The sequence below is a fragment of the Litorivivens sp. genome (genome assembly GCF_041624475.1).
Lineage (GTDB): Bacteria > Pseudomonadota > Gammaproteobacteria > Pseudomonadales > Spongiibacteraceae > Litorivivens.
Genome location: NZ_JBFJUX010000001.1, coordinates 65,678 through 82,296 on the forward strand (window position 1 = coordinate 65,678; position 16,619 = coordinate 82,296).

At 58.8% G+C, this 16,619-nt stretch carries 19 protein-coding genes; 7 read left to right on the plus strand and 12 right to left on the minus strand.

Annotated elements, in window-relative coordinates; all coding sequences use genetic code 11:
• Positions 1–12: 12 nt before the first annotated feature.
• The 8 genes from metW to coaBC form a co-directional block, all read right to left on the minus strand.
• Positions 13–603, minus strand: coding sequence for a methionine biosynthesis protein MetW (gene metW, locus ABY734_RS00290; protein WP_372776950.1), 591 nt, complete (start codon positions 601–603; stop codon positions 13–15).
• Entirely contained in the window at positions 593–1,753 is a 1,161-nt protein-coding gene (locus ABY734_RS00295) for a homoserine O-acetyltransferase (RefSeq protein ID WP_372776951.1), read from the minus strand. Before ABY734_RS00295 ends, metW begins: the two co-directional genes overlap by 11 nt.
• 49 nt (positions 1,754–1,802) lie before the next feature.
• Entirely contained in the window at positions 1,803–2,390 is a 588-nt protein-coding gene (locus tag ABY734_RS00300; RefSeq protein ID WP_372776952.1) for a YggT family protein, read from the minus strand.
• Positions 2,391–2,401: 11 nt separating this feature from the next.
• Positions 2,402–3,223 carry a pyrroline-5-carboxylate reductase gene (gene proC, locus ABY734_RS00305; RefSeq protein WP_372776953.1) on the minus strand — a complete coding sequence of 274 codons (822 nt, stop codon included), beginning with the start codon at positions 3,221–3,223 and terminating at the stop codon, positions 2,402–2,404.
• A 76-nt stretch (positions 3,224–3,299) separates the two neighbouring features.
• Complete coding sequence (gene slmA, locus ABY734_RS00310) at positions 3,300–3,920, minus strand: nucleoid occlusion factor SlmA (protein WP_372776954.1); 621 nt, start codon at positions 3,918–3,920, stop codon at positions 3,300–3,302.
• A 12-nt stretch (positions 3,921–3,932) separates the two neighbouring features.
• Positions 3,933–4,832: an acetylglutamate kinase gene (argB, locus tag ABY734_RS00315; protein ID WP_372776955.1), complete on the minus strand. Its 900-nt coding sequence runs from the start codon at positions 4,830–4,832 to the stop codon at positions 3,933–3,935.
• A gap of 24 nt (positions 4,833–4,856) precedes the next feature.
• Positions 4,857–7,307, minus strand: a complete 2,451-nt coding sequence (locus ABY734_RS00320) for a phosphomannomutase/phosphoglucomutase (protein ID WP_372776956.1) — start codon at positions 7,305–7,307, stop codon at positions 4,857–4,859.
• 110 nt (positions 7,308–7,417) lie between these two features.
• Positions 7,418–8,620 carry a bifunctional phosphopantothenoylcysteine decarboxylase/phosphopantothenate--cysteine ligase CoaBC gene (gene coaBC, locus ABY734_RS00325; protein WP_372776957.1) on the minus strand — a complete coding sequence of 401 codons (1,203 nt, stop codon included), beginning with the start codon at positions 8,618–8,620 and terminating at the stop codon, positions 7,418–7,420.
• Between the two features lie 102 nt (positions 8,621–8,722).
• Between coaBC and radC the strand changes: the two genes are divergently transcribed.
• The 3 genes from radC to rpmG all read left to right on the plus strand — a co-directional run bounded on the left by radC (position 8,723) and on the right by rpmG (position 10,074).
• Positions 8,723–9,397 (plus strand): DNA repair protein RadC, encoded by a 675-nt coding sequence (gene radC, locus ABY734_RS00330; protein WP_372776958.1) that lies wholly within the window; start codon positions 8,723–8,725, stop codon positions 9,395–9,397.
• A gap of 258 nt (positions 9,398–9,655) precedes the next feature.
• On the plus strand, positions 9,656–9,892 hold the full coding sequence (rpmB, locus tag ABY734_RS00335; protein WP_372776959.1) for a 50S ribosomal protein L28: 237 nt from the start codon (positions 9,656–9,658) through the stop codon (positions 9,890–9,892).
• A gap of 11 nt (positions 9,893–9,903) precedes the next feature.
• A complete protein-coding gene (gene rpmG / locus ABY734_RS00340; protein WP_372776960.1) occupies positions 9,904–10,074 on the plus strand; it encodes a 50S ribosomal protein L33 in 171 nt (56 codons plus the stop codon).
• A gap of 56 nt (positions 10,075–10,130) precedes the next feature.
• Here the strand turns inward: rpmG and ABY734_RS00345 are convergent, their stop codons facing one another.
• Positions 10,131–10,577 carry an SRPBCC domain-containing protein gene (locus ABY734_RS00345; protein ID WP_372776962.1) on the minus strand — a complete coding sequence of 149 codons (447 nt, stop codon included), beginning with the start codon at positions 10,575–10,577 and terminating at the stop codon, positions 10,131–10,133.
• An 88-nt stretch (positions 10,578–10,665) separates the two neighbouring features.
• Here ABY734_RS00345 and ABY734_RS00350 point away from each other — a divergent pair, with 88 nt between their 5' ends.
• Genes ABY734_RS00350 through ABY734_RS00360 form a run of 3 tightly spaced genes read left to right on the plus strand, consistent with a single transcriptional unit; the run spans position 10,666 to position 13,183 of the window.
• Entirely contained in the window at positions 10,666–11,565 is a 900-nt protein-coding gene (locus ABY734_RS00350; protein WP_372776963.1) for an alpha/beta fold hydrolase, read from the plus strand.
• A 57-nt stretch (positions 11,566–11,622) separates the two neighbouring features.
• Positions 11,623–12,744 (plus strand): iron-containing alcohol dehydrogenase, encoded by a 1,122-nt coding sequence (locus ABY734_RS00355; protein ID WP_372777440.1) that lies wholly within the window; start codon positions 11,623–11,625, stop codon positions 12,742–12,744.
• 10 nt (positions 12,745–12,754) lie between these two features.
• Positions 12,755–13,183, plus strand: coding sequence for an acyl-CoA thioesterase (locus ABY734_RS00360; protein ID WP_372776964.1), 429 nt, complete (start codon positions 12,755–12,757; stop codon positions 13,181–13,183).
• On the opposite strand, the gene ABY734_RS00365 is transcribed toward ABY734_RS00360, so the two are convergent.
• The 3 genes from ABY734_RS00365 to truC all read right to left on the minus strand — a co-directional run bounded on the left by ABY734_RS00365 (position 13,180) and on the right by truC (position 15,757).
• Entirely contained in the window at positions 13,180–14,052 is an 873-nt protein-coding gene (locus ABY734_RS00365) for an alpha/beta hydrolase (RefSeq protein ID WP_372776965.1), read from the minus strand. The genes ABY734_RS00360 and ABY734_RS00365 overlap by 4 nt on opposite strands.
• 46 nt (positions 14,053–14,098) lie before the next feature.
• The gene (locus ABY734_RS00370) at positions 14,099–14,935 is read right to left on the minus strand and encodes an acyl-CoA thioesterase (protein WP_372776966.1); all 837 of its coding nucleotides are present in this window, start codon (positions 14,933–14,935) and stop codon (positions 14,099–14,101) included.
• Between the two features lie 90 nt (positions 14,936–15,025).
• Positions 15,026–15,757, minus strand: a complete 732-nt coding sequence (gene truC, locus ABY734_RS00375; protein WP_372777441.1) for a tRNA pseudouridine(65) synthase TruC — start codon at positions 15,755–15,757, stop codon at positions 15,026–15,028.
• A gap of 127 nt (positions 15,758–15,884) precedes the next feature.
• Here truC and ABY734_RS00380 point away from each other — a divergent pair, with 127 nt between their 5' ends.
• Entirely contained in the window at positions 15,885–16,544 is a 660-nt protein-coding gene (locus tag ABY734_RS00380) for a glutathione S-transferase family protein (RefSeq protein WP_372776967.1), read from the plus strand.
• Positions 16,545–16,619: the final 75 nt, after the last annotated feature.

Sequence of the window (16,619 nt, forward strand, 5' to 3'; positions counted from 1 at the left end):
GCCTGTTCAGGCTTATTTGCTGATGTGGTAAACCGCCGTCACACCAAACAGATTTGGCAATTTTGACGCAATCAGGCTTTCCCGGTCCGCCGCATTAACCACCGTGCGATGCAGAACCCGAATGCCCTTTTCTTCACAAAGCTGTTCAAAATCGCGTACGGTGCAAAAGTGGATGTTCGGTGTGTCGTACCAGTTGTAGGGCAAAAATTTCGATACCGGCATACGTCCGCGAGAGCCCAGATACAAACGCCCACGCCAGTACCCGAAGTTGGGGAAAGTAACGATACACTCGCGGCCCACCCGCAGCATTTCGTCGATGACCAGATGCGGTGAGCGCAGGGTTTGCAGAGCTTGGGCCATAACCACTACATCAAAACTGTTATCGCAGAATTTCTGCAGGCCATAGTTCAAGTCGTGCTCAATAACATTGAGCCCTTTTTCAATACACTCGCGCAGATGGGCATCGTCAATTTCCAGGCCCAAGCCTTCCACATTCAGGTTGTCGCGCAGATAGGCCAGCAGACTGCCGTCACCGCAGCCCAGGTCAAGCACTCGGCTGTTGCTTTCAATCCACTCCGCCGCCAGATTCAGGTCAAACCGCACGGGCCACCTCCTCTTTCACGCGCAGCATGTAGGCGCTGAAGGTTTTCAGGTAGCGTTCAATCGGCAACAGAAACGCATCGTGCCCGAAGTTAGCTTCAATTTCCGCATAACACACCGGCTTGCGTGCGGCGATCAATGCGTCGACGATCTCGCGGGAGCGGGACGGAGCAAAGCGCCAGTCACTGGTAAAGGACATCACCATAAAACCGCAGCGGGCGTGACGAAAGGCTTCCACCGGATCATCACCGTATTCGCGGGCCAGATCAAAGTAGTCCAGCGCCTTGGTCATCAGCAAATAGGTATTGGCGTCAAAGCTCCGGGAAAATACATCGCCCTGATAGCGCAGATAGCTTTCCACCTGAAACTCGACCTTTTCATCGTGGCCAATCTGAAAGTTGCCCGACTTGAGGTCGCGACCAAACTTTTCACCCATCCCGTCTTCGGACAGGTAGGTAACATGGCCGACCATCCGTGCCAGCGCCAGTCCGGCTTTTGGAATGGTCTGGTGTTCCAGGTAGCGACCGCCGTGAAAATCCGGATCGGAGGTAATGGCCTGGCGCGCAATTTCATTGAAGGCAATATTCTGGGCCGTCAGACGCATGGCAGAGGCGATAACCACGCAGTGACGCACTTCGTCCGGATGTTCCAGCGCCCAGCGCATGGCCTGCATGCCGCCAAGGCTGCCGCCGATCACCGCCGCCCAATAGGGAATGCCGAACAGCTTCATCATTTCCCGCTGCGAGGCTACCCAGTCGCGACAGCGCAGGGCCGGGAAATCGGGCCCCCAGGGTTTGCCCGTCGCCGGGTTGATACTGGAAGGGCCGGTGCTGCCGTGACAGCCGCCCAGGTTGTTGATGCTGACCACGAAAAAGTGATTGGTATCGATGGGCTTGCCCGGGCCGATACAGACTTCCCACCAGCCGGGTTTTTTGTCGTCAACGCTGTGGTAGCCGGCAGCGTGATGGTGGCCGGACAGGGCGTGGCAGATCAGAATGGCGTTGCTTTTGGCTTCGTTCAGCTCGCCGTAGGTTTCGTAGACAATATCGTATTCATCGAGCGTACGCCCGCAGGCAAGCCTCAGCGGTTCGCTGAAGTGCTGGGTTTGGGGTTCGACAATCCCAACCGAATCTGCAGGCAGGGCCGTGCTCATAGGGCGACATTCCTGTGCGGCGTCTGGCACGCAGTTCTGAAACGCCGCTTCACAGACCAAACACCAATGCCGGACTCAAACCCGCCGACTGCGCCATCGATTTCAACAGAATTTGCACAACACTGATCGACAGAAATACCAGAATCGGCGACAGATCGATCCCGCCCATGGGCGGGATCAGTTTGCGAAAGGGCTGCATCACTGGTTCAGTCAGCTGGTACAGCAAGACTGCGGCCGGGTGGTGACTGCCGGGCGCGACCCAACTCAGAATGATGTTGATAATGATTGCAAAGAAATAAATATTCACCGTGAGGGCCACGCAGCCAATCACCGACCAGCCGAGCAGGGTCACAATATTGGGCAGGCCCGCGCCAAACAGCAGAAGAATGCTGACCATTGCAATCAACTGCACAATCAGTGCCAGCACAATGGAGGCGGTATCCACCTTGCCCAAAGGCGGAATCACCCGGCGCAGGGGCAATAGCAGCGGATTGGTGGCCTTGACCATGGCCTGGGATATGGGGTTGTAAAAATCCGCCCGCGCCAGCTGCAGCAGCAGGCGCAGAATCACCACACCCAGGTACAAACTGAACAGGGTCTGTACCAGCAAAAAACCAATTTCAGTCATGGGGCCCATGGTTGTGCTCCTCAATCACCCAGTTCGCGGGACAGTTCGATAGATCGATCGCGGCAGGCGATCATGGCCTTGGCAAAGACATCCCGTAAGCCACCGGCTTCCAGCGCCGCAATGGCCTTTTCGGTGGTGCCTTTGGGCGATGTCACCCGGCGCCGCAACTCGTCCGGTTCGACATCGCTGTTAATCGCCATAGTTGCGGCGCCAAGGGCCGTTTGCAAGGTCAGGGCTTTCGCGTCTTCCGGGCTGAGGCCCAGGCTTTCGCCGGCCGCCTGCATGGCTTCCATCACCAGAAAGTAATACGCAGGACCGCTGCCTGAGACTGCTGTGACCGCATCCAGCGCGGCTTCACTGTCGAACCAGCGAACCATACCCACGGCTTCCAGAATGGTTTGCGCCTGCTGACGTTGCTCTTCGCTCACCGCCGCATTGGCGTAAAGCCCTGAGGCGCCCGTGCGCACCAGCGCCGGTGTGTTGGGCATGCAGCGCACCAGAGCCAGATTGCCGCCGAGCCATTTAGCCAGGGTTTCGCCTTCAATGCCCGCAGCAATAGAAATCACCAGCGGCTGACGCGCCTGTACATCAGCCGCAATCGATTCGGCGACGCTCTTCATGATCTGGGGTTTGACCGCCATAACAACCACATCCGCTTTGGCAACGGCCTCGGCGTTATCGCTAGTAGTGTTGACGGGCGCAACGGCGCGCAGGCGTTCGAGACTTTCGGGGAAGGGGTCACTGGCCCACACCCGACTGGCATCAACACCGCTGGCAACAAGGCCGCCGATAATACTGGAGGCCATATTGCCGCCGCCGATAAAGGCGATTGTAAAGCTCATTGCACCCTCACTCAGGCTGGAAATCAGCGGCGGAGTATAGCAGCCCACGGATGTCGGAGCATCCGGGGTGCGGTGATCAGGCGAAGGTTTCGGCGCCAGACGCGGCGGGAACAGGCTTGAAGAACTGCTGGGTCAGCAATTGCCACTGCTCCTCCCAGTATTCCGTGGGGCGGCGTTTGAACTCACTGCGCACATACTGGCAGATACGCCCTTCGGCGCTGGCCAGCAGCAGGTTGGCGGCGGCGCTGACGGTAATCATCGGGCGCAAGCCTTCACGCACTTCGGCGTCACGCAGGATTTGCTTTAGCTGAGTTTCGAGGCGGTCGTAGAACTGCTGCACCCGGGCGCGCAACCGGGCCGTTTCACCGGCCAGGGCATCGCCATTGAGGATGCGAGTGATACCGGGATTGCGCTCGGTAAACACCAGCAACAGGCTCAGTATTTTGTAACAGCGGGACAGGGCATCACTGTCTTCGGCAGTGATCACCTGCACCCGCGAGAAGATCGACTCTTCCACGAATTCGATCAGGCCTTCAAACATCTTGGCCTTGCTGGGAAAGTGACGATACAGCGCGGCTTCCGATACACCCACCGCCTCCGCCAGCTTAGCGGTAGTAATGCGGTCGCCCGGGTTGGCTTCCAACATGCGCGCCAGTGCTTCGAGTATTTCCTGTTTGCGTGAAGAACGCTTGGTCATGTCTGTCCAATCTTATTCTTGGTTGGTAATCAAGGTTCCGACACCCCGATCCGTGAATATTTCCAACAATACCGCATGTGGCACCCTGCCGTCGATAATATGTGCACTGACCACACCGGCTTTTACGGCGTCGAGGGCACAACCGATTTTCGGCAACATGCCGCCGTATATGGTGCCGTCGGCAATCAGGGCATCGACCTGCTCGGTGCTCAGGCCCGTCAGCACTTTGCCTTCCCGGCCCAGCAGGCCGGCGACATTGGTGAGCAGCATCAGTTTTTCCGCCTGCAGCTTCTCGGCCATCTTGCCGGCCACCAGGTCGGCGTTGATGTTGTAGCTTTCGCCGTTTTTGTCGACACCGATCGGCGCGATAACGGGAATGAAATCGCTGTTGAGCAGCATGTCGATCACACCCGCATCGATGGCTTCCACTTCGCCTACGTGACCGATATCAATGATTTCCGGCGCGGTCATTTCCGGTGTCTTGCGGGTCGCCTTAAGCTTGCGCGCGCGAATCAGCTGGCCGTCTTTACCGGTAAGACCTATGGCCTTGCCGCCGTTGCGGTTCAGCAGCGAGACGATTTCCTTGTTCACACTGGCGCCCAGTACCATTTCCACTACGTCCATGGTGGCGCTGTCGGTCACCCGCATGCCGTCGACAAAACTGGATTCAATGTTGAGCTTCTTCAACAGATCGCCGATCTGCGGACCACCACCGTGCACGACAATCGGGTTCATACCCACCAGCTTCATCAGTACGATGTCGCGGGCAAACTGCTCTTTCAAATCCTCATCCACCATCGCATTGCCGCCAAATTTGACGACGATGGTCTTGCCGGTAAATTTCTGGATGTAGGGCAGCGCCTCGGTCAGAACGCGGGCGATATCAGAGGCGCTTGTAACGCTGTTAGCCATAGGGAAATCCATTCAGTTTATGAGTTAAAAATCGTTTTTCAGTGTCGGGTCAACCGCTTGCAGAGCATCGCGAAAACGCGCCTGTATATTGGCCAGATGCGCCTCGGTGTCGGCCTCAAAGCGCAGGCTCAGGGCCGGTCCGGTATTGGACGCCCTCACCAGGCCCCAGCCATGGGGGTATTCCACCCGCAGACCATCGAGGGTATTGACCTCGGCACCGTCGAAAAAGTTGTCCGATTTCAGCTGTTCGATGATGACAAACTTCTGCACCTCATCGCTGGGCACCGTAATCTCATGGGTCACCACGCTCTGGGGCAGACGCTCAAGATGCTCGTGCAGGCGCATGGAACTGAGGCTGAGAAACTCCAGCAGGCGCGCCGCCACATACATGCCGTCATCAAAACCGTACCAGCGTTCGCGGAAGAAAATATGGCCGGTAAATTCACCGCCCAGCAGCGCCCCGGATTCCTTAATCTGGTTTTTAACGTAGGAATGACCCGACCGACACATGATCGGCAGGCCACCGGCGTCGGTAATCAGGCGCGGCAAATGGCTTGAGCATTTCACGTCGAAAACTATCGGTGCACCGGGGTTGCGGGCGATAACGTCCTGGGCCAACAGCATCAGCGCCTGATCCGGATACACCGTTTCGCCCTGGGCCGTCACAAACACCACCCGGTCGCCGTCGCCATCGAGTGCGATGCCAAGATCGGCCCGCCGGGTTTTTACCGTCGCCTGCAAGGCGTGCAGATTACCGGGACGTGTCGGATCCGGGTCGTGGTTCGGGAAGTCGCCATCGAGCTCGCAAAACAGGGGCTCGACGGCACAACCCAGCGCCTGAAACAGTCGCGGCGCCACCGGGCCGGTCACGCCGTTAGCGGCATCGACCACCACTTTCAGGCGGCGCGCCACCACCACGTCAGTTCTAATGCGGGCAATGTACTCGTCGACAATTGAGCGGTTGCTGTAGTCCCCGGGCACCGCTGCTTCTATAAAGCGCTGGGCGCGAATGCGCTCGCGCAGGCTGAAAATGGCGTCCTCGGTGAGACTCGCATCACGAATCACCATTTTGATGCCGTTGTATTCGCGACCGTTATGACTGCCGGTCACCATAAAACCATTGCCGATTCCTAGCTCACGCGTGGCAAATTGCATGACCGGTGTCGGCACGGCACCAAGGTCGATAACACTTACGCCGCACCAGCGCAGGCCCTCTACCAGCGCATCGCGAATCCGGGGGCTGCTATTGCGACCATCGCGGGCAATCAGGGTAACGCGCTGCTTCTGCTCAACCAGTTCACTGCCCAGCGCCTTGCCGATCTCGCGGCAAACATCCGTCGTCAATTCCCGCTCGGCGATCCCGCGAATATCGTAAGCGCGGAAAATGGTGTCGGCGACAGAAGTACTGGATGACCCGGATTCCGGGTTCTGCGCCGCTCCGTCTTCTGAGGGTTCCGGCAAATCGAGGTCATCAAGCAGGTCGTCGAGAGAGTCGCTAAGCCCATCATCCAAGGTGTTGTCGGCACTCTCATCGTCATGGGTAAAGGCCGCGTTAATGAGCGAATCCTGATGGGCATCAACCTCGGCTGCGGAGCGTTTTTCTGAACGGCGCTGCTGACGCAGATTCAGCGTGCCGCGCAGCAGCTGGACCAGTGCGGCCAGCAGAGCGATAAGCGCAACGCTGTAAAGCGGCAGGTTGCGATGGGTCTCAGCCTGGTAGCGGGCCTTATCCATGGTGAGGCGAATCTGCCAGGCGTTGCGCAGGGGCGCCTCCACCTGCACCGGGCTGGCATCCGCCTGGCCGCGACTAATCAGCGGTTTCCAGCCATCGGGGGTGCGATACAACAACTCGGTTTTAACCGAGGCTAGATCTTCGCTCAGCGCCTGCCGCAAGGCCGATGCCGGGAAGGTGACCAGCAGCACACGCTCGGCATCGATTGGGCGCGCCGCATTGAGCTCCAGCCCGCTGGCGCCGCTGAATACATCCAACAACACCTGCTGTTGCTCGACCACCCGGCGCAGCAGGTCCCGCTCAATATGACGCAAGGATTCCAGCGGTTGATTGTCGCGGTCGGCAATACCCAGCTCGGTATAGGGCAACACCCTCACCTGCTGCGCCAGCGGCAGCAAGGCTTGCGCCGGTTCTGAGGAACCATCGGCGATGCGAATCGCGGTACTATCCACCCGATTGCTCAATTCGATCAAAAAGGCGTCGGCCTGCCGCGCCTGAGCCTCGCCCTCCTGATTCAACAGGGCGAGCACCCGCTGCTGGTGATAATAGGTGTTCAACTGCGCCAGCAGGATCAGCACGACGACTGACAGCATCGGCAACGCAAACTGAGGCCTGCGGACCAACCTGCGCAGGTCACCGCGGCGCAGCGCCAACAGGGCTCGCCAGCCCCCAGGCTCCGCCCCCCCGCGCCGCTTCCTAGCCGGATGGGGGCCAAAGTCCGTAGAACGAACGCGTTTACTCATTCCGGGCCCTGTAGTCGCAGACGTTCTCCCTGCGACATCCATTGATGTCATTCAATTGCATGGTGTTTGGGTACTTTTATTGAGACCTTGTAGCCACAGGATACGGTTAATCAACGGCGAGCACCGAGCTGTTGCGCAAGGTGCGCAATCAAGGCATCGGCCAGTTGCTGTTTACCCATGCGCGGCAAAGCTTCTTCGCTGGCCGCCGTCACCAAGGTAACCTCATTCTGATCACTGTTGAAGCCAATACCCGCCACCGAGACATCATTGGCAATAATGGCATCAAGCCCTTTGCGTTCTAACTTGTCGCGGGCATAACTCAGAACATCCTGGGTTTCCGCGGCAAAGCCTACCGTAAAAGGCCGATCCGGACTGGCCGCCACCGCGCTGATGATGTCCGGATTGCGCACCAGGGTTAGCGTCATTTCATCGGCCTGCTTCTTTATTTTCTGCTCCACCGCCGTCGCCGGGCGATAGTCTGCCACCGCCGCGCAGCCTATAAAGAGATCGCTTTGGGCGCTGCGCGCCAGCACCGCATCGTACATATCCTGAGCGCTTTCCACATCCACCCGCTCCACGCCGGCGGGTGTTGCCAGTGCCACCGGCCCACTGACCAAAGTCACGCTGGCGCCGGCATCGGCCGCAGCGCGCGCCAGCGCGTATCCCATCTTGCCGGAACTGTGATTACTAATGTATCGCACCGGGTCAATGGCCTCACGGGTCGGGCCCGCCGTAATCAGCACCCGCTTGCCGTCCAGCAGACGGCTGTCAAACTGCGACTCACTCAAATCCGCCAGCTCACCGGGTTCCAGCATACGGCCCAACCCGACATCGCCGCAGGCCTGCTCGCCGGCGCCTGGGCCAAAAATGGCAATACCGCGCGCACGCAGGGTATCCATATTGGCCGCGGTTGCCGGATCCGCCCACATAGCCTGATTCATGGCCGGGGCAATAGCCTTCTTCGATTGACAGGCCAGCCACAGTGTCGACAACAGATCATCCGCCTGCCCGTGGGCGAGCTTGGCGATAAAGTCGGCCGAAGCCGGGGCCACCAGCAGCAGGTCGGCCCAACGCGCCAGTTCGATATGTCCCATGGCCGCTTCGGCTTCTGGGTCGAGCAGGGAACTATGCACCGGATTGCCCGACAAGGCCTGCAGGGTCAGTGGCGTAATAAATTCCCGCGCCGCATCGGTCATCACCACATGCACCAGCGCGCCGCGCTCTTTCAGGCGGCGCACCAGTTCGGCAGCTTTGTAGGCGGCAATGCCGCCGGTAATACCCAGCACAATGTGGCGGTTGTTCAGACGTGACATATTGCGGTGCGCGCCCTGTTGAATTGATAATGGCTAACCAGCTGCCATTATTGCAGTTTTTGACGACTTCCTCACTACCGGCGGCTCACCAGGGAGGGTGACATGGCGATTACGGACTGGCCCGCAGCGGAACGCCCGCGCGAGCGACTGCTTACTCACGGGCCAAACAGCCTGTCGGATGCCGAATTACTGGCCATTTTTTTGCGCACCGGCCTGCCCGGCAAGTCGGCGGTGGATCTGGCCCGGGAGCTGCTGCAGCGCTTTGGCAGCCTGGGTGCCTTGCTGTCGGCTAATCGTAAAACCTTCTGCCAGTCGCCGGGTCTGGGCGATGCCAAATTTGCCCAGCTGCAGGCGGTATTGGAAATGGCGCGCCGACATTTCGCCGAAAATCTGACCCGCGAAACGGTTCTCACCAGCGCCGAGGCCACCCGCCATTTTCTACAGGCCCAACTGCGCAACGAGAGCCGCGAGGTCTTTGCCGCGCTCTACCTGGACAACCAGCATCAGCTGCTACTCTACGAGCCGCTGTTCTATGGCACCGTTAACGGCGCCACGGTCTACCCCCGCGAGGTGGTCAAGCGGGCACTGGAGCTCAACGCCGCGGCCCTGATCGTTGCCCACAACCACCCCTCCGGTGTGGCGGAACCCAGCCGGGCCGACCTCGCCATCACCTCGAGACTGAGGCAGGCGCTGGAGATGGTGGATATCCGCCTGCTCGACCACTGCATTGTAGCGGGGCACGCGGTGGTGTCGCTGGCGGAGCGGGGGGAGGTTTGAAGCGTCGGACGTCCGACGCCTTAAAAACATCCGGCTTGCAGCGCCTCACCCGTTACCCAATAACGTAAATTCCTTGCGATCGCCCGACCCTTCTGGTATAAAGTCGCGCTCCGTTTCGACCGCTGCATTTCCGTGGTCGTCTATTCGGGCCAGAATTCAGGCGTTTCGCCTCGGCGAGCACCTAAAAATCGAGTTAAATCAGACCTTTGTGATGAACAGCCCTTTGTGAAAAGGGACTGAAAGACGAGCGAGAGTATCATGTCCAGAGTGTGTCAGGTTACTGGTAAGCGTCCCGTAACCGGAAACAATGTATCCCACGCCAAAAACCGCACCAAGCGTCGTTTTTTGCCGAACCTGCACAGACATCGCTTCTGGGTGGAAGGTGAGAAGCGCTTCGTGACCCTGCGCGTTTCCAGCAAGGGTATGCGAATCATCGACAAGAGAGGTATTGATGCCGTGTTGAGCGACATCCGTGCCCGCGGCGAAAAGGTATAAGGTAGAACATCATGGCTAAGAAAGGTGTAACCGAGAAAATTCGTCTGGTGTCTTCTGCTGGCACTGGTCACTTCTATACCACGTTCAAGAACAAGCGTAACTCGCCTGACAAGTTCGAGTTCAAGAAATACGATCCGGTTGTTCGCAAGCACGTGATCTACAAGGAAGCCAAGATCAAGTAATTGATCGGGTTTCTCACAAAAGCCCGGCATGCTCCGGGCTTTTTTGTGCGCGCCCGTCAGGCGGCTGCCCGCCGCCGCGCCTCGTCGGCAATGCCCTGACTCATGCGCCTGAAACCGTCGCGCAGGAAACGTCCCAGCAACAAGCCGACCACAGGCGCGAACCAGCCGCTCAGCTCAAAACACGACAGATAGCGCGTGCCCCCATTGGGCAGCGGCTCCAGCCTATGTGAGCGGTAGCTTTTCATCGCCCCCAAAGGTGCCGGCTTGATGCCATAACTCAGCAGACAACCGGGCTCGTTTTCAAAAATAAACTCCTGCTGGGGCTGAGCCATAAAGGGCAGCACTCGCACCCGCATGTTGATCGGATCGCCTACCTTGAGGGTGGATTCACACTTCTCGACAAAGGTATTCCACTGCGGATAGGCCTTCAGATCCGTCAGTACATCCCAGACCTGATCGACGCTCGCTTCAATCTCATGACTATATTCAATAATAATGGGCATTATTTTGCGCTCCGCGTCTGCCAGTCCTGTGCAATGGGGCGCAATTTTGCCATAGTTGGTCACCTTATGCGTTAGACACCCAAACAACATGCAAAGAAACGGAACACCTGACAACAGTATTGATGCTTGGCTGGACGGCGGCGCCTACCTGTCAATTCAAGGGCACAATATTTTTTACCGGGACAGCGGCGCGGACGACAAGCCGACCGTCCTGCTTCTGCACGGCTATCCCACCTCTGGCTGGGACTGGCATAAAGTCTGGCCCTTACTGGAAAAACACTATCGCCTGATCGCGCCGGATTTGCTTGGCTTTGGCTTCAGCGACAAACCACGCGCGCACAGCTACAGCATCCACGAGCAGGCCGACATCATCGAGGCGCTGGTCACGGAGCTGAAACTCGAGCGCTTCCATGTGCTGGCTCACGACTACGGCGATACGGTTGCCCAGGAATTGCTCTATCGCCAGAACGTCGGCAAGGGCAAGGGCCACTGGTTGAGCGCCTGCCTGCTCAACGGCGGCCTGTTTCCGGAAACCCACCGCGCCCGGCTGATACAGAAACTGCTGGAAGGGCCACTCGGCCCCTACATCTCCCGCCTGTTTGGCAAGAGCCAGTTTGAACGGGCTTTCTGCGCCGTTTTTGGCAGCGCAAGTCACCCCTCACAGGCTGAGTTGGACGGATTCTGGCAACTGATCTGCCGGCAGCACGGCAACCAGATCATGCACAAACTGATTCACTATATGGCGGATCGCCGCCGCCACCGAGAGCGCTGGCTGCTCGCCCTGCGCGACAGCTGCGTGCCCGTCCTGCTGATCAATGGCAGTGCCGATCCGGTTTCCGGTGCCCATATGGTGGCCCGCTACCGCGAGCTGGTGCGCCCTAACGACCCGCTGGTCGAGCTGCCGGATATCGGACACTATCCCCAGGTTGAGGCACCCACGACCGTCGCCAATGCCTATCACAAATTTGTGCAATCACTCAGCGACTGAAGCCGGACGGAACAGAGGAGGTTCACCGTGGATTTTCAGTTTGAAACCTGTCGACGCATGATCTTTGCCGCGGGGGCCAGCGAACAGCTACCCGCCCTCTGCCGCGAACTGAACCTCAGCCACCTGTTGCTGGTCACCGACCCGGGGCTTTCGGCCACCGGCATCGTGGACAGCATCGGCAAACTTCTGGAGCGCGCCGGGGTCTCGGTGAGTCGTTATAGCGACGTGCAGGCCGACCCGCCCGAAGACGTTGTGCTGGCAGCCGCCGACTATGCCCGCCAACAAAACGTGGACGGCGTTATCGGCCTCGGTGGCGGCAGCTCCATGGATGTGGCCAAGCTGATTGCTGTACTGGCGCGCTCGCGCCAATCACTGAGCGATATGTACGGCATCGGCAATGTTAAGGGCGGGCGCCTGCCCTTGATTCAGATACCCACAACCGCGGGTACCGGTTCGGAAGTCACGCCCATCGCCATTGTCACCACCGGCGAAACCACCAAGATGGGCGTCGTTTCGCCCCAGCTATTGCCCGATATCGCCCTGCTCGACCCGAGCCTGACCACCGGCCTGCCCGCCGCAGTCACAGCGGCCACCGGTATCGACGCCATGGTGCACGCGATCGAGGCCTACACCTCCAAGCTGAAGAAGAACCCCTACTCCGACATGCTGGCGCGCCAGGCTCTGACCCTGATGGCCGCCAACCTGCAGATTGCCATTGAGCACGGCGGTAACCTGGAAGCGCGCAGCAATATGTTGCTCGGCGCCTGCCTCGCCGGTCAGGCCTTTGCCAATGCACCGGTCGCAGCGGTGCACGCGTTGGCTTATCCGCTGGGCGGGCACTACCACATACCCCACGGCCTGAGTAATTCGCTGGTGCTGCCCAGCGTGCTCGAATTTAATGCCAGCGAAGCCGCTGCTCTCTACGCCGAATTGCTGCCCTGCATCCGGCCGGGGGCGCACGCGCCGTCTCCCACTGCCGGCTGCGATCAGTTTATTGCTGCCATGCGAGAGCTGGTCGCGATGGCGCCCTTGCCACAAACCCTCAAAGACGCAGGTGTGCCGGAAGCGGATTTACCCATGCTCGCTGCCGACGCCATGTTGCAGCAACGGCTGCTGGTCAACAACCCGCGCAGCGTCAATGAAACGCAGGCGCTGCAGATCTATCGCGCGGCTTATTAGGAAAAAGGCAATGGCCCAAAGGGATCGAACCCACTACAAAACGTTTTACCCCATCACCACCCGCTGGATGGACAACGATATCTACGGCCACGTGAATAACGTGACCTACTATTCCTATTTCGACAGCGCCGCCAACCGCTTTCTGATTGAAGAATGCGGGCTCGATATTCACGATGGGGACATTATCGGCTTTGTGGTCTCATCGGGCTGCGAGTATCTGTCGCCGATTGCCTACCCGGACAAAATTGAAGCCGGGCTGACAATCGAAAAACTGGGCAACAGCTCGGTGCGCTACAACATAGGAATTTTTAAGGAAGGCGCCGACACCGCCAGCGCCTATGGCTATTTCGTGCACGTGTTTGTTACACGCAAAGATCAGAAAGCCACGCCGATTCCTGACGCCATGCGCCGCGCTATGATGGCCCTGAGCGCGGACTAGTTGTTCGCTCGCCGCAAAAACTGCATAGCCTCATCGATCGCCGACCCACTGGTGGCAAAGGCCGTCAGATGGCCCCGCCACTTCAGCAGATACAGTTCGCTGTAAACACCCGCATCCTTTAGCTCGTCGTAAAAATCGGTCGCATGGTCATCACTGACCAGCAGGTCGGCAGTGCCGTGGTAAAGAAAGAAGGGCGGTGCCTCGGCGTGGACATGGGCCGCCGGCGAGGCGGCTGCAAAGGTTTCCGGGATCTGGTCAATGGTCCCGCCCAGAAACTGCGGCACCAGGCGCCCACCGGTAAACTTTCGCAAATCGGAGGGCGTGCCCCCGGCAATCACTGCAGCCGGTTTGGTTTTTTGTCCGCCATGCGGCATATCCAGATCATTGCCGGTTCCCGCCACCAACCCCAGTAGACTGACCAGATGCGCACCGGCGGAATAGCCCAGCGCAGACACGCTTTCCGGGTCTATCGCATAGCTGTCCGCATTGCGCTGAATCCAGTGCATAGCAATCTGCAGATCGTGGAGCTGGGCGGGGAAGCGATACCGCGGTGCAAAGCGATAGCCAATATTGACCGCCACGAAGCCACTGCTCGCCAACCGCCGACTTATGCCCTCCATATCCTCCGGCGTCCGCCCTTCCCAGCCACCGCCGTGCACCACCAGCACCGCCGGAAACGGGCCCTGCCCTTCGGGCTGGTAGATATCGGCCGTCAGACTCTCTGGCCAGTCCGCGGGGGTGTAGCGAACCGAACGGACGACCCGGTAATCGGTGTCTGGCAGATCAACCGCTTTGGTCTGTGGCGGGGCTCCCGTATGGGAGGCACAGGCAGACAGCAGGGCAATCAGGGGGTAAACAAGCAGGCGCACAGACGATTCTCCGAGTTGGTAAAGCCCTTGTACGGTGAAACCGGGGCTAGCGGTTTTTTAATCTCAGCAGACCTTCCTGGGCTGCCGCGGCAACCAGCTCACCTTTGCGGTTGTAGATACGGCCCCGACACCAGGCCCGACCGTTAGCGGCTACATCGCTGTGGGTTTCGTAGAGCAGCCAGTCGTCCACCCGAAACGGGCGGTAAAACCATAAAGCGTGATCGAGGGAGATGGTCGCCAGCTCCGGATTGAGGAAGGAGACACCGTGTGGGTTCAGGGCGGTAATCAAGATCGGATTGTCCGAGGCGTAGGCCAGCAACTGCTGGTGGGTGGCAAGTTCATCGCCCAGCTTATCCGTGGCTTTAAACCAGCTGTAAGAGACCGCCTCTTTCGGCTGCGGGTTCTCCGGGTCCTGCGGATTCACCTTGCGAAACTCTATCGGCCAGCTGCCCCCGTTGGGAAAGTAGCGCTTCAGCCGCTCATCGTCGCTGATCAGCGATTCCGGCGGCGGCACATCCGGCACGGTGTGCGCATGCTCGAAACCTTCCTCTTCCACCTGATAGGACAGCATCGCACTGAAAATAGCCTTGCCGTATTGCTTGGCCACCACCCGTCGGGTCATAAAACTGCGGCCGTCGCGAATAGCTTCAACGTCGTAAACCACCTGCCGGTCCGGGTCGCCCATGCGCAGGAAATAGGCGTGCATGGAATGCAGGGTAAATTCAGCCGGCACCGTGCGACCGGCCGCACTCAAAGCCTGCGCCAGCACCTGACCACCGTAGATGCGACCACCACTGTTGTGGGCCGCCCGGCCGGTGTAGAGGTTAATATCAATTTCTTCGAGCTGATTGCATTCCAGCAGCTCGGCAAGGGCTTTTTGCATTGGGGGAAACTCCGAAAACTCCGCTGCAGTTTTACCATTCGGCCCTCGTCAATACCAGCGACGAGATGCAGGAGTAATGTGCAGTCGCGCTCACGCCTCGGATATGAGCCCTCGCCAGCCAAAACCGTCACAGACCTGCTCAAAATCCTTGCCGGGCGATGTCTGTAGCCGAAGATCGATCTTGCTGACCGGGTGCTGAAAGGTCATTTCCACACAAGAGAGCAATAAGCGATGACAGTTGTATTCGCTCTGAAAAAAGCGATTGTGTACACCCTTGCCGTGCTTGGCATCGCCAATAATGGGGTGGGCAATATGCTTCATATGGCGGCGAATCTGATGCTTGCGCCCGGTCTTGGGAAAACACTCCACCAGTGAGTAGCGGGTTTGCTGGTAACGCTCTACGCACACCGGCAGCTCGACGGTAGCCAGCCGTCTGAAACGGGTTTCTGCCGCTTGGGGAGCTTTGTCCTGCCGGGCACGGCGATCGGTCATTTTATCGAGCTCTTCGCTCAGCGCGTGATCAATGACACCTCTCTCTGGAGCCCACCCTCGCACCACCGCCAGGTAGCGCTTGTGGACCTGCTGCGCGGCAAACTGTTCGGACATAGCGCGGGCGATATCCGGGCTCAGGGCGAAGACGAGCACACCCGACGTGGGCTTATCCAGCCGGTGCAGCGGGTAGACCCGCTGCCCAAGCTGGTCACGAACCAGTTGCAGGGCAAAGCGGGTTTCGCGTCGGTCGATAGCGCTGCGATGCACCAGCAAACCGCTGGGCTTGTTGATCGCCACCAGATACTCGTCGCGATAGAGAACGTCCAGCATGTAACCATATCCGACAGGCTGCTTGAGAGGCGCCAGTATACCTGCTCGAGGCTTGTGCATGGATGCACTCGACGCTGCGGGCAAATAGGGCTAGCGTGAACGACCCAACAATAATGGAGCTATCCCGATGAGCAAGATCACCCTCTACGGCGTCCCGGTTTCGCCCTACGTGCGCAAAGTTCGCGCCGCACTTGTCTACAAAAACATCCCCTTTGATGAAGTATTTGTGATTCCCGGCAGTCCGGATCAGCCCGAGGAGTTCAAGGCCAACAGCCCGCTCGGCAAGATCCCCCTGCTGAAGGTGGGCGAGCGTTTTCTGAGCGACTCTTCGGTTATCTGCGCATGGCTGGAGCGCGAGTTTCCGGATAAGCCGCTGCTACCTGAAGATAACTTCGAAGCCGCGCGCGCTCTGTGGTTTGAAGAATACGCCGGCTCGGTGATGACCACCGCCATGGCGGGCCACCTGTTTGCGGAAGTGGTTCTCGCCAAGGCCGTGTTCAAACGCGAGCCGATTCAATCCGATATCGACAAGGCCCTTAACGAAGAGCTGCCTCTTATCTTCGACTACCTTGAAAGTCAGATCAGCGGTGACACTCTGCTGGACTCCGGCTTTTCTCTTGCGGATCTCGCGGTGGGCGCCATCAGCACGGCCATGTTTCATGCCGGTCACGCCGCCGACCCAAAAAAATGGCCAAAAACGGCCAGCTACCTTTCAAACTTGCTGCAAAGCGAGTTGTTTTCTTCGTTGATACAGGAAGAAAAGCAATTGCTGGCCAGCTTCGGCTAGCAACAAGCGGGAAGGAGCCCGCTGTGTCATCGCGCTGTCATACGCAGGGCGTTTAATAGCCAATAGGGACATTTT